This is a genomic window from Streptomyces sp. 1-11, from assembly GCF_007176755.1.
GTDB lineage: Bacteria > Actinomycetota > Actinomycetes > Streptomycetales > Streptomycetaceae > Streptomyces.
Genome location: NZ_BJTV01000010.1, coordinates 47,159 through 60,390, shown reverse-complemented (window position 1 = coordinate 60,390; position 13,232 = coordinate 47,159). Strand labels below are relative to the sequence as shown.

General features: G+C 73.0%; 10 protein-coding genes. 8 read left to right on the top strand and 2 right to left on the bottom strand.

Going from position 1 to position 13,232, the window contains the following annotated elements:
• The first annotated feature begins 33 nt into the window (after positions 1–33).
• The 3 genes from TNCT1_RS21845 to TNCT1_RS21835 all read left to right on the top strand — a co-directional run bounded on the left by TNCT1_RS21845 (position 34) and on the right by TNCT1_RS21835 (position 4,235).
• Positions 34–999, top strand: a complete 966-nt coding sequence (locus TNCT1_RS21845) for an SCO0930 family lipoprotein (RefSeq protein ID WP_143634762.1) — start codon at positions 34–36, stop codon at positions 997–999.
• A gap of 282 nt (positions 1,000–1,281) precedes the next feature.
• Complete coding sequence (locus tag TNCT1_RS21840) at positions 1,282–2,094, top strand: SAM-dependent methyltransferase (protein ID WP_143634760.1); 813 nt, start codon at positions 1,282–1,284, stop codon at positions 2,092–2,094.
• Complete coding sequence (locus TNCT1_RS21835) at positions 2,091–4,235, top strand: bifunctional diguanylate cyclase/phosphodiesterase (RefSeq protein WP_143634758.1); 2,145 nt, start codon at positions 2,091–2,093, stop codon at positions 4,233–4,235. Before TNCT1_RS21840 ends, TNCT1_RS21835 begins: the two co-directional genes overlap by 4 nt.
• A gap of 347 nt (positions 4,236–4,582) precedes the next feature.
• Here the strand turns inward: TNCT1_RS21835 and TNCT1_RS21830 are convergent, their stop codons facing one another.
• Positions 4,583–5,467: a LysR family transcriptional regulator gene (locus tag TNCT1_RS21830; protein WP_143634756.1), complete on the bottom strand. Its 885-nt coding sequence runs from the start codon at positions 5,465–5,467 to the stop codon at positions 4,583–4,585.
• Between the two features lie 121 nt (positions 5,468–5,588).
• On the opposite strand from TNCT1_RS21830, the gene TNCT1_RS21825 reads away from it, so the two are divergent.
• The 5 genes from TNCT1_RS21825 to TNCT1_RS21805 all read left to right on the top strand — a co-directional run bounded on the left by TNCT1_RS21825 (position 5,589) and on the right by TNCT1_RS21805 (position 10,768).
• Entirely contained in the window at positions 5,589–6,260 is a 672-nt protein-coding gene (locus TNCT1_RS21825) for a succinate dehydrogenase (RefSeq protein ID WP_143635105.1), read from the top strand.
• Position 6,261: 1 nt separating this feature from the next.
• Positions 6,262–8,211: a fumarate reductase/succinate dehydrogenase flavoprotein subunit gene (locus TNCT1_RS21820; RefSeq protein WP_143634754.1), complete on the top strand. Its 1,950-nt coding sequence runs from the start codon at positions 6,262–6,264 to the stop codon at positions 8,209–8,211.
• A complete protein-coding gene (locus tag TNCT1_RS21815; RefSeq protein ID WP_143634751.1) occupies positions 8,208–8,957 on the top strand; it encodes a succinate dehydrogenase/fumarate reductase iron-sulfur subunit in 750 nt (249 codons plus the stop codon). Before TNCT1_RS21820 ends, TNCT1_RS21815 begins: the two co-directional genes overlap by 4 nt.
• A 237-nt stretch (positions 8,958–9,194) precedes the next feature.
• Complete coding sequence (locus tag TNCT1_RS21810) at positions 9,195–9,965, top strand: GNAT family N-acetyltransferase (protein ID WP_143634749.1); 771 nt, start codon at positions 9,195–9,197, stop codon at positions 9,963–9,965.
• Positions 9,965–10,768: a 1-acyl-sn-glycerol-3-phosphate acyltransferase gene (locus tag TNCT1_RS21805; RefSeq protein ID WP_143634747.1), complete on the top strand. Its 804-nt coding sequence runs from the start codon at positions 9,965–9,967 to the stop codon at positions 10,766–10,768. Before TNCT1_RS21810 ends, TNCT1_RS21805 begins: the two co-directional genes overlap by 1 nt.
• Positions 10,769–10,878: 110 nt before the next feature.
• Here TNCT1_RS21805 and TNCT1_RS21800 read toward each other — a convergent pair whose 3' ends face one another.
• Positions 10,879–13,227, bottom strand: a complete 2,349-nt coding sequence (locus tag TNCT1_RS21800; protein ID WP_143634745.1) for an excinuclease ABC subunit UvrA — start codon at positions 13,225–13,227, stop codon at positions 10,879–10,881.
• Positions 13,228–13,232 lie beyond the last annotated feature (5 nt).

Below are 13,232 nucleotides of genomic sequence, written 5' to 3'. Positions count from 1 at the left end.
CTGCAACATCCAGGCGAATTATGGGAGTTGACGATGAGGACCTCCTGGCGGACCGCCTCACTGGTGGCTACGGCCGCTTCGGTGCTGGCACTGACGACGGCGTGCGGTCAGGACAACACCACGACGCCGGCGTCGGCGGCCCAGAACGTCGGCGCCACGGCGGCGGCGGGCGGCTACGGCAGCCCTGGCGCCGGCGCGGGCACGGAAGCCGGCAACGGCTACGGCGCCGACGGCAACCAGAGCTCCGCCTCCCCGAGCCCGGCCGTCCCCGCGGGCAAGCTGACCGTGGCCGCCAACCCCGACCTGGGCAACGTGCTGACGGACGGATCCGGTCTCACCCTCTACCGGTTCGACAAGGACACCGCCAACCCACCCAAGTCGAACTGCTCCGGCGACTGCGCCACCACCTGGCCGCCGGTGCCCGCGGACGACGCCACCGCCGGGGCCGAGATCGACAAGGCGCTGCTCGGCGAGGTCACCCGGGCCGACGGCGGCAAGCAGCTCACCGTGGGCGGCTGGCCCGCCTACCGCTACGCCAAGGACGTCAACTCCGGTGACGTCAACGGCCAGGGCGTCGGCGGCAAGTGGTTCGCGCTCGCCCCCGACGGGAAGAAGGCCAAGACGTCCGGCCTGCCCGGTCTGTCCGTGCGCAAGGACCCCCGGCTGGGCGACATCGTCGTGGACAAGAACGGCATGACGGTCTACCGCTTCCTGAAGGACCAGGCCTGGCCGAAGTCCGTCTCGAACTGCACCGGAGCCTGCCTGGAGAAGTGGCCGGCCGTCGGCCCGGTCAAGGCCGACGACACCGAGGGCGTGAAGAAGAAGGGGCTCATGCCCTTCACCCGGCCCGACGGCGTCAAGCAGATGTCGGTCAACTGCTGGCCGATCTACACCTTCTCCGGCGACAAGGCCCCCGGAGACACCAACGGTCAGGGCGTGGGCGGCACGTGGTACGCCGTCTCGCCCGACGGCAAGCCGGTCGGCGCGCCGGGCAAGTAAGGATCACCTCCCCAGGGTTGATCGCCCCGCCCCGCCCGGCGCGCGGCCGAAGGTCCGCCCCCTCCGCACCGCACGGAGGGGGCGGACCGTTCGTGTGCCGTGCGAACCGCCCGAACCGGGCGGAGCACCGTGACGCAGCGGGGTCGTTCGGGCACTCGCCGCAGGCAGTGACCGGGAACGGATGGTCAATTTCCGGTTGGGGTCGCTCCGTTGGCGGGCGATCAGTAGCCTCTGCTCGAACACCGGATCGCCTTCCCCGTCAGCCATCCCTGGGAGAGATACATGGAGCGTCCCGCCTGGGCACCCCGGAGCATCGACATCTCGGTGCCGAGCGTTTCGCGTATCTACGACTTCTACCTGGGTGGATCGCACAACTTCGAGGTCGACCGGGAAGCGGCCCGCAGGGCGATGGAGTTCATGCCGGGGCTGCCGAAGATCATGCAGGCCAACCGGGCGTTCATGCGCCGCGCGGTGCGCTTCGCGGCGGCCGAGGGCGTCACCCAGTTCCTCGACATCGGCTCCGGCATCCCGACCTACGGCAACGTCCACGAGGTGGCCCGGGCCGCGACGCCGGACGCCCGGGTGATGTACGTCGACCACGACCCGGTCGCGGTGGCGCACAGCCAGGCCGTGCTCCAGGGCGACGACCGCACGGACGTGATCGCCGCGGACCTGCGCAAGCCGCGGGAGATCCTCGCCAGCCCGCAACTGGAACGTCTCATCGACCTGAATCGGCCAGTGGCGCTGCTTCTCGTTGCGATACTGCACTTCGTGGAAGACGTCGACGACCCCTACGGCGCGGTGGCCGAGCTGCGCGACGCGCTCGCGCCCGGCAGCCTGCTGATCCTCACCCACGCCTCGTACGAGGGCATACCCCTGACGGCGGAGCGGGCCGAGGGCACGGTGGACGTGTACAGGGACATCCGCAACCCGCTGATCATGCGCTCGCCCGGCGAGATCGCGCGGTTCTTCGAGGGGTACGACATGGTGGAACCCGGAGTGGTGCCGATGCCGCGCTGGCGGCCGGAGTCGGCGCCGGAGGACGACGACCCCTATGCCTTCTCCGGGTTCGCGGGCGTGGGGCGCAAGGCGTGAGCGCGGAGCCGGACGGACCGGAGGACAGACTGCGCCGGTTCGCGACGATCTGGAGCCGGGCGGTCTTCCCGGTCACCTCCACCTCGCTGCCCCGCGCGGAGTTCGAGCAGCGGCTCCTGCCCCTCGCGGGCCGGCTGCGCGACCTGCTGCACACCCGCGGCTTCGCCGCCGACGAGGCGAAGGCCGTCGGCGCCGCGCTGGTCGGGGCGCACTGCACCGACCCCGAGGCGCTCGCCCGCACCCTGGACTGCGTCGACGCCTACCTGGTGCTCTACTGCGGCGACGACAGCCCGCGCGACGAACTGCGGGCGCGTTCCTCGCGGTTGCAGCACGCGATGGCCGCCGGGTACGCCCAGGCGCTGCGCGAGCGCACCCTCGCCGAACAGGAGTCCATCGCCCAGGCCGCGCTGCGGGCCCAGGGCGTGGTGGCCCAGGCGCTGCACGCCAGCGAGGCCCGGTTCCGCGCCGTGTTCGAGGGCGCGGCCATAGGCATCGGCATCGCCGACCTGGACGGCAACATCCTGCAGGTCAACAAGGCGCTGCTGCGCATGTTCGGCTTCTCCGAACAGGGCCTGCGCGGCCGCCCGGTGCTGGAGTGGACCCACCCGGAGGACGCCCCCCAGGTCTGGAAGCTCTACGAGGAACTCGTCCGCGGCGAGCGCGAGCACTACCACGTCGAGAAGGCCTTCAACCGGCCCGACGGAACGGTTCTGTGGACCAACCTGACGGTGTCCCTGCTGCGCGACCCTGACGGCAACCCCCAGTACCAGCTCGCCCTCATGGAGGACACCACCGAGCGCCGCCTGCTCAACCTCCGGCTGCGCTACGAGGCCACGCACGACGCCCTCACGGGCCTGCCCAACCGCACGCTGTTCTTCGAGCGCCTGGAGAAGGCCCTCGGCGCGGCCGAGGGCCAGCGCTTCGGCCTGTGCTACCTCGACCTGGACGGCTTCAAGACCATCAACGACAGCCTCGGCCACGCGGCCGGCGACCGGCTGCTGGTGGAGATCGCCGACCGGCTCCAGTCCTGCGCCACCGCGCCCGGCGAGATGGTCGCCCGGCTCGGCGGCGACGAGTTCGTGGCGCTGACCACGGGCGCCGACACCGAGCGCGAGGTCGACGAACTCGCCGAGCGCATCATGAGCGCCCTGGTCACCCCCGTCAGCATCGACGGGCGGGACCTGCTGGTGCGCGGCAGCCTCGGCATAGTGGAGGGGCCGGCGGGCGAACGCACCGCGGCGGAGGTCCTGCGCAGCGCGGACATCACCATGTACCGGGCCAAGTCGGCGGGCGGCAACCGCTCCGAGCTTGCCGACCCGGAGGCGGACGCCCGCGCCATCACCCGCCACGGCCTCACCACCGCCCTGCCCACGGCCCTGGAGCGGGGCGAGTTCTTCATCGAGTACCAGCCGCTGGTGCACCTCGGCGACGGCAGCGTCCGCGGCGCCGAGGCCCTGGTCCGCTGGCTGCACCCGCAGCACGGCGTGCTCGGGCCCGACCGGTTCATCCCGCTCGCCGAGCACACGGGCCTGATCGTGCCGCTCGGCCGCTGGGTGCTGGAGGAATCCATCCGGCAGGCCCGCGAATGGCGCGAGAGGCTCGTGGGACAGGACGCCGCGGGCCCACTGCGCATCAACGTCAACCTCTCCCCGTGCCAGCTCGGCCACCCCGGCCTGGTCCAGGACACGGTCGACATCCTCGAACGCGCGGGCGTCACCCCGGACGCGCTCTGCCTGGAGGTCACCGAGTCGGCTCTGATCGGCGCCGACGACGACCTCCTCAAACCCCTGCGCCGGCTCGCCGAGATGGGCGTCGACATCGCCCTGGACGACTTCGGCACCGGCTACTCCAACCTCGCCAACCTGCGCCGCCTCCCGGTGAGCGTCCTGAAACTGGACCGCTCCTTCACCCGGGGCATGCAGCAGTTCCCGGCCGACCCGGTCGACCTGAAGATCGTCGAGGGCATCGTCTCCCTGGCCCACAACCTCGACCTCGCGGTCACCGTAGAGGGAGTGGAGACCGGCGCCCAGGCGGAGCAACTGCGCATCCTGGGCTGCGACACGGCCCAGGGCTGGTACTACGCGAAGCCGGGCCCACCGGAGCGGCTGCACGAGCTGGCACTCGTGGACACGACGGGCTGACGGCCGCCCCGCCGGAGCACGACCCCGACGGGCCGCGTCCGCGCCCGACACCGCGTCGTCCACCGACCCGGGGACGGCGGCACCGACGACGGGCCGCTCGATCCCCCGGGCCGGACGCGAGGCCCGCACCGGCCTCCCCACCGGCCACCGCAGCCTCGGCCGCCGGTCACCGCAGCCTCGGCCGCCGGTCACCGCAGCCTCGGCCGCCGGCCACCGGAGCCTCGGCCGGCGCGCTGGACCAGGCGCAGCTCACCGTCCGCGACGCCTGCCCGGCCCCCCGGGGACGCTGGACGGCCTGCTCGCACTCGGGCGCCGGAGCGTGCGGGGTACTCGTGCCGGGGAGAGCCTCACCGCTCCAGCAGCATCCGCTGGAGTTCCCGGGCCGCCCGGGGCGGGGCGACGTCGCTGCGGTGGGCCAGTGCGATGGTCCGGTGCAGCCCGGGGCGGGCCAGTGGGGTGACCCGCAGTCCGCGCCCGCCCCGGGTGGCGACCATCCGCGGCACCACGGCCACCCCCAGCCCGGCCCGCACGAACCCCAGCACCGCGTCCATCTCACCGCCCTCGACGGCGAAGTCCGGCTCGAACCCGGCGGAGCGGCAGGCCGCCACGGTCAGTTCCCGCAGGTCGTAGCCGTGCCGGAACATCACCAGCCGCTCGCCCTCCAGATCGGCGATGTCGACGACCCGCCCGCCCCGGCCCGGCGCCCGCGCCTCCGGTGAGGACACCACCACCAGATCCTCCCGCAGCAGTTCCACCGTGGTCAGGGCGGGCGACGGCGTGGGCAGCGGCAGCACGACCAGGGCCAGGTCCAGGGCGCCACGGGCGAGCTGGCGCACCAGGTCGTGCGAGCCGCCCTCCTCGATCAGCAGCCGGATCCCCGGATACCGGTCGTGGAAGGCGCGCAGCACGTCCGGCAGCAGTCCGGTGCACAGGCTCGGCGTCGCGCCCAGCCTGACCCGGCCCCGGCGCAGCTGCACCAGTTCCTGCACCTCGTGCCGGGCCGTGTCCGCGTCCGCGAGGATCCGCCGGGCCAGCGGCAGCAGGGCCTCCCCGGCGTCGGTGAGGGTGATGTTGCCCCGGGCGCGCAGGAACAGGTCCGCGCCCAGTTCCCGCTCCAGCGCCTTGATCTGCTGGGACAGCGAGGGCTGGGCCACGTGCACCAGTTCGGCGGCCCGGGTGAAGTGCCGGGTCTCGGCGACGGCCACGAAATACTGGAGCTGCTGGAACTGCATGGACTCCAGGATAGCCCTGGCCTATGGAATCAAGCCGGACCATGTCTTGGACCGATCGGCCCTTTCGGCCCTAGCGTTTCGGAACATGGCTCTGGCAACGCGGACGGACCGACGGCCGTCCATGGCGCGCACGATCTGGGACAGCACGGTCGGCAAGAAGACGGTCATGGCCGTCAGCGGACTGATCATGCTGCTGTACCTGGTCGCGCACATGATCGGGAACCTGAAGATCTACTTCGGGGCGGGCGAGTTCAACCACTACGCCCACTGGCTGCGCACCGTCGGCGAACCCTTCATGCACTACGAGTGGACGCTCTGGCTGGTCCGGATCGTCCTGGTCGTCGCCGTGGTCGCCCACGCCACCTCCGCCTACCAGCTCAGCCGCCGGGACATCAGGGCGCGGCCCAGCAAGTACGTGCACAAGCGGCCGGGGGCGAGCTACGCCACCCGCACGATGCGCTGGGGCGGGATCATCCTCGGCCTGTTCGTCGTCTGGCACCTGCTGGACCTGACCACCGGGACGGTGCACTCCGGCGGCTTCCAGGCCGGGCACCCGTACCAGAACGTCGTGGACACCTTCTCCACCTGGTACGGCAACGTGATCTACATCGTGGCGATGCTCGCGCTCGGCCTGCACGTCCGGCACGGCTTCTGGAGCGCGGCCCAGACCCTCGGCGTCGGCAGCCGCTCCCGCGACCGCGCCCTGAAGACCCTCGCGAACGTCCTCGCGCTGCTGCTCACGGCCGGCTTCATCGCCGTACCCGTGGGCGTCATGACCGGAGTGGTGAGCTGACATGACCGACTACGTGAACTACACGACCGGCGAACCGGCCGCCGACACCAAGGCGCCCGACGGCCCGATCCACGAGCGCTGGGACAAGCGCCGCTTCGAGGCCAAGCTGGTCAACCCCGCCAACCGGCGCAAGCACACGGTCATCGTGGTGGGCACCGGTCTTGCCGGCGGCTCCGCGGGCGCCACCCTCGCCGAACAGGGCTACCACGTCGTCCAGTTCTGCTACCAGGACTCCCCGCGCCGCGCCCACTCCATCGCCGCGCAGGGCGGCATCAACGCGGCGAAGAACTACCGCAACGACGGCGACTCGGTCCACCGCCTGTTCTACGACACCGTCAAGGGCGGCGACTTCCGGGCCCGCGAGTCCAACGTGCACCGCCTCGCCCAGATCTCCGTCGAGATCATCGACCAGTGCGTGGCCCAGGGCGTGCCCTTCGCCCGCGAGTACGGCGGCCTGCTCGACACCCGCTCGTTCGGCGGCGTGCAGGTGTCCCGGACGTTCTACGCCCGCGGCCAGACCGGCCAGCAGCTGCTGCTGGGCGCCTACCAGGCGCTGTCCCGGCAGATCGCCGCCGGGAACGTGGAGATGCACCCGCGCACCGAGATGCTCGACCTGATCGTCGTCGACGGACGGGCCCGGGGCATCGTCGCCCGGGACCTGATCACCGGAAAGATCTCCACCTACTTCGCGGACGCCGTCGTCCTGGCGAGCGGCGGCTACGGCAACGTCTTCTACCTGTCGACGAACGCCATGAACTCCAACGCCACCGCGATCTGGCGGGCCCACCGGCGCGGCGCCCTCTTCGCCAACCCCTGCTTCACACAGATCCATCCCACCTGCATCCCGCGCACCGGCGACCACCAGTCCAAGCTGACGCTGATGAGCGAGTCGCTGCGCAACGACGGCCGGATCTGGGTGCCGAAGGCCAAGGGCGACGACCGACCCCCGAACCGGATCCCCGAGGACGAGCGCGACTACTACCTGGAGCGCATCTATCCCTCCTTCGGCAACCTGGTCCCGCGCGACATCGCCTCCCGCGCCGCGAAGAACGTCTGCGACGAGGGCAGGGGAGTGGGCCCCGGAGGACAGGGCGTCTACCTGGACTTCGCGGACGCCATCCGGCGGATGGGCCGGGGCGCCGTCGAGGCCAAGTACGGCAACCTCTTCGACATGTACCAGCGGATCACAGACGAGGATCCGTACGAGGTGCCGATGCGCATCTACCCGGCCGTGCACTACACGATGGGCGGCCTCTGGGTCGACTACGACCTGCAGACCACCGTCCCCGGCCTGTTCGCGGTCGGCGAGGCCAACTTCTCCGACCACGGAGCCAACCGGCTCGGCGCCTCGGCGCTGATGCAGGGCCTGGCCGACGGCTACTTCGTGCTCCCGGCCACCATCAACGACTACCTGGCGCGCAACCCGCACCAGGACCCGGTGACCGGTGACCACCCCGCCGTGCAGGAGGTGCTGGCCGAGACGGAGGACCGGCTCAACCTGCTCCTCGCCGTCGACGGCGACCGCACCCCCGACTCCTTCCACCGCGAACTCGGCGAACTGATGTGGGAGTTCTGCGGCATGGCGCGCACCGATTCCGGTCTGCGCAAGGCCCTGGAGCGCATCCCGCAGATCCGCGACGAGTTCTGGCGGCGCATCAAGGTGCCCGGCACCGGCGAGGAGTTCAACCAGTCGCTGGAGAAGGCCAACCGGATCGTCGACTACCTGGAGCTCGCCGAGCTGATGTGCCTCGACGCGCTGCACCGCGCCGAGTCCTGCGGCGGCCACTTCCGCGAGGAGTCGCAGACCCCCGACGGCGAGGCGGCCCGCCGGGACGACGAGTTCGGCTACGCCGCCGCCTGGGAGTTCACCGGCACCGGCTCCGCTCCCGTCCTGCACAAGGAAGACCTGGTCTTCGAGTACGTCCACCCCACCCAGCGGAGCTACGCATGAAGCTCACCCTGCGCGTCTGGCGGCAGAAGAACGCCGACGCCGACGGCGCGATGTCCACCTACGAGGTGGACGGCATCTCCCCGGACATGTCCTTCCTGGAGATGCTCGACACCCTCAACGAGGAGCTCATCCTCAAGGGCGAGGACCCCGTCGCCTTCGACCACGACTGCCGCGAGGGCATCTGCGGCGCGTGCTCGCTCGTCATCAACGGCGACGCGCACGGGCCGGAGCGCACCACCACCTGCCAGCTCCACATGCGGTCCTTCGAGGACGGCGACACGATCGACGTCGAGCCCTGGCGGGCCTCGGCCTTCCCGGTGGTCAAGGACCTGGTCGTCGACCGGTCCGCGTTCGACCGGATCATCCAGGCCGGCGGCTACATCACGGCGCCCACGGGCTCGGCCCCGGAGGCCCACGCCACACCGGTGCCCAAGCCGGACGCCGACCTCGCCTTCGAGCACGCCGAGTGCATCGGCTGCGGGGCCTGCGTGGCCGCGTGCCCCAACGGCGCGGCGATGCTGTTCACCTCCGCCAAGGTCAACCACCTGGGTGTCCTGCCGCAGGGCGCGCCCGAGCGGGAGACCCGGGTGCTGGACATGGTGGCGCAGATGGACGCCGAGGGCTTCGGCGGCTGCACGCTGGCCGGTGAGTGCGCGACGGCCTGCCCGAAGGGCATCCCGCTGATGTCCATCACCGGCATGAACAAGGAGTGGCTGCGCGCCACCCGCAAGGCGGCCAAGCGGTAGCCGGGGCCACAGGGACGTTCGCCGCACAGGGGCGGACGGGCGGGGCCGGGAGCGGTGCTCCTCCCGGCCCCGTCTGGTTTCCCGCCCGGACGCTCCACCGCGCCGTTCAACAACCCCACACCCGCGCTCCCGCCACCGGTCACACTCACGCCAACCGGCCTGGGAAGAACAGGAGCGGCAGCCCGGAACGCCGGACTGCCCTGCTGCCCACCCCGGCCCGTGACCAGGGAGTCAACCATGACCGGCGTCACCACGCTCGACCGTCCCGCGCAGCCCGCGGCCCCCGCCCGCTACACCGTCACCCTCGCCCGCGACGAGGACGACGTGCGCGCCGCCCAGCGGCTGCGGCACGACGTGTTCGCCGGTGAGCTGGGCGCCCTGCTGACCACCCCGCAGCCGGGCCTGGACGTCGACCCGTTCGACGCCTACTGCGACCACCTGCTCGTGCACGACACGCTGACCGGCGAGGTCGTCGGCACCTACCGGCTGCTGCCCCCGGAGCGGGCCGCGGTGGCCGGCCGGCTGTACTCCGAGGGAGAGTTCGACCTGGCCGCGCTCGACGGGCTGCGGCCCGGGCTGGTGGAGGTGGGCCGTTCCTGCGTCCACCCCGACCACCGGGACGGCACGGTCATCGGCCTGATCTGGGCCGGGATAGCCCGCTACATGGTCGACCGGGGCCACGAGTGGCTGGCGGGCTGCTGCTCCGTACCGCTCGCCGACGGCGGCGCGCAGGCCGCCGCCACCTGGGAGCGGGTGCGCGCCAAGCACCTGGCCCCCGAGGAGTACCGGGTACGCCCGCTGCTGCCGTGGACGCCGGCCGGCGCCGCGCCGGCCGGGCGCGCCGAACTGCCCGCGCTGCTGCGCGGCTACCTCCGGCTCGGCGCCTGGGTGTGCGGGGAGCCCGCGCACGACCCGGACTTCGGCGTGACCGACCTGTACGTGCTGCTGTCGATGCGCCGGGTCAACCCGCGCTACCTGCGGCACTTCCTCTCGCTCGTGCCGGCCTGATGAGCGCCTGGCTGCCCACCGCGCCCTGCACCCCGGACGCCTGCCTGGAGCCGGCCGGCCCGGCCGTGGCCGTGCCCCGGGCCGTGCTGCGGCTCGCCGCGCTCACCGCCCTGGTACTCGCAGGGGTCGCGCTGTCCCCGCTGGGCGGCCGGCTCCCGGCCGCCTGGGTCAGGCGCTGGTGCCGGGCGGTGGTACGGGCCGCGGGCGTCCGGATCCGGCTCACCGGGTCGGCGCCGGCCGACGGCGGCGTCCTGCTGGTCGCCAACCACATCTCCTGGCTGGACATCCCGCTGCTCGCGGCGGTGCGCCCGGCGCGCATGCTCGCCAAGTCGGAGATACGGCGGTGGCCCGTGGCGGGCCGGCTGGCGGCACGGGCCGGGGTGCTGTTCATCGAGCGGGACCGGCTGCGCGCCCTGCCGGGGACCGTCGCCCGGATCGGTGCGGCCCTGCGGGCCGGCGCCGCCGTCGCGGTGTTCCCGGAGGGCAGCACCTGGTGCGGCCGCACCGGGGGGCACTTCCGCCGGGCCGTCTTCCAGGCAGCGCTCGACGCCGGGGCGCCCGTGCAGCCGGTGCGCCTGAGCTACCGCGGCGCCGGCGCATCGGACGCCACCGCGGCCGCGTTCGTCGGCGAGGACACCCTGTTCGCCTCGCTCTGGCGGGTGGCCAGCGCCCGCGGCCTGGTCGCCGAGGTGGAGGTGCGTCCGCTCATCCCGGCCGGCCGCCACCACGACCGGCGGGCACTGGCACGGGCCGCCGAGCCCCAGCCTGCCTCCGCCCCTCGCAGGCACCCGGCGCGGGCCTGAATCGGCGGGGCCGCGAACCCCTGCCGCTCACCGCCCCACGACGGCTTCCGGCCCGGCCGACCGCCGCGCGCAGCCCCTCTCCCCCCAGCCGGCGGCTTCGCCGGCGGCGGTCAGCGGCCGGGGTTCCCGCCCAGCGCCCGGGCCAGATGGGGAGCCGTCGCGCTTCCCGCGGCCCGGGCCACCTCGGTGGGGGTTCCGGCCGCCACGATCCGTCCGCCCCGGTCGCCGCCGCCCGGACCCAGGTCGATCACCCAGTCCGCGGCCGCCACCACCGACATGTCGTGCTCGACCACGACGACCGTGTGACCCGCCTCGACCAGCCCGTGCAGCCGGTCCATCAGCACCTCGACGTCGGCCGGGTGCAGCCCGGTCGTCGGCTCGTCCAGCAGGTACAGGGTGTGCGCGCGGCGGCCGCGCTGCAGTTCGCTCGCCAGCTTGATCCGCTGGGCCTCGCCGCCGGACAGCTCCGTGGCGGGCTGGCCCAGACGCAGGTAGCCGAGGCCCACTTCGAGCAGCGTGCGCAGGCTGCGGGCGGCGGCCGGGACGTCCGCGAAGAACTCCGCGGCGCTCTCCACCGTCAGGTCCAGGACCTCGGCGATGTTCAGCCCCCGGTAGGTCACCCGCAGCGTCGGCGGGTTGTAGCGGGCGCCCGCGCAGTCCGGGCAGGGCGCGTAGGTGCTCGGCAGGAACAGCAGCTCGACGCTGACGAACCCCTCGCCCTGGCAGGTCTCGCAGCGGCCCCCGGCCACGTTGAACGAGAACCGTCCCACGCCGTAACCCCGGGCCCGGGCCTCCTCGGTGGCCGCGAACACCTTCCGCACCACGTCGAACAGGCCCGTGTACGTGGCCAGATTGGAGCGCGGGGTGCGCCCGATCGGCTTCTGGTCCACCCGCACCAGCCTGCCGACCGCGTCCGCCTCCTGCGTGAACTCACCGACCAGCGTCGACTTCCCGGAGCCGGAGACGCCCGTGACGGCGGTGAACGCGCCCAGCGGGAAGTCGGCCGTCACCGAGCGCAGGTTGTGCCGGGTCACCGGGCCCAGCCTCAGCCAGCCGCGCGGCTCGCGGACCGTGCGCGCCGGACCGGGCGGCCCGGCGAACAGGTACCGGGCCGTCGCCGAGTCCGCCACCGGGGCGAGGCCCGCGACCGGGCCGCTGTACAGCACCCGCCCGCCGTTCTCGCCGGCGCCGGGACCCACGTCCACCAGCCAGTCGGCGCCCCGCACCACCTCCAGGTGGTGCTCCACCACGAACACCGAGTTCCCGGCCGCCTTGAGCCGCTCGAGCACCGTGATCAGCGCCTCGGTGTCCGCCGGGTGCAGCCCGGCCGACGGCTCGTCCAGCACGTACACCACGCCGAACAGCCCCGACCGGAGCTGGGTGGCCAGCCGGAGCCGCTGCAGCTCGCCCGCCGAGAGGGTGGGCGTCGCCCGGTCCAGGCTGAGGTAGCCGAGGCCCAGCTCCACGACCGGCGCGATCCGCGCGGTCAGGTCCGCGGTGAGCACGCGTGCGGTCTCGGTGCCCTCGCGCGGCAGCAGGGCGGCCAGGTCGGTCAGCGGCAGCGCCGCGAGTTCCGCGATGGTCCGGCCGGCGAAGGTCACCGCCAGCGCCTCGGGCCGCAGCCTGCTGCCCCCGCACGCCGGACAGGGCGCGCTGGTCAGGAACCGCTCCGCCTTGGCCCGCAGGGTCGCGGACCTGGTGTCGGAGAACGTCTTCATGACGTACCGGCGGGCACTGGTGTACGTGCCCTGGTACGGCCGCTGGATCCGGTCGGCGTCCCGCACCGGATGGACGGTGACGACCGGCTGCTCGTCGGTGAAGAGGATCCACTCCCGCTCGGCGGCGGGCAGCTCGCGCCAGGGCCGGTCGACGTCGTAGCCGAGGGCGTCGAGGATGTCGCGCAGGTTCTTGCCCTGCCAGGCGCCCGGCCAGGCGGCGACGGCGCCCTCGCGGACGGACAGCGAGGGGTCGGGGACCAGCAGCTCCTCGGTGGTGCGGTGCACCTGGCCGAGGCCGTGGCACTCCGGGCACGCGCCCGCGGCCGTGTTGGGCGAGAACGCGTCGGAGTCCAGCCGCTCCGCGCCCGGCGGATAGTCCCCGGCGCGCGAGAACAGCATGCGCAGTGAGTTGGAGAGGTTGGTTACCGTGCCCACGGAGGAGCGGGACGACGGGGCCGAGCGGCGCTGCTGCAGGGACACCGCCGGCGGCAGCCCCGTGATCTCGGCGACCCGGGGCGCCCCGACCTGGTGGATCAGCCGACGTGCGTACGGCGCGACCGACTCGAAGTAGCGCCGCTGCGCCTCGGCATAGACGGTGCCGAACGCCAGGGACGACTTGCCCGAGCCGGACACGCCGGTGAACACGGCCAGCACGTCCCGGGGGATGTCCACGTCGACACCCTTGAGATTGTGCTCGCGGGCACCACGGACGCGGACGCGGGGATCATGAGGGCTGTGCATCGGGG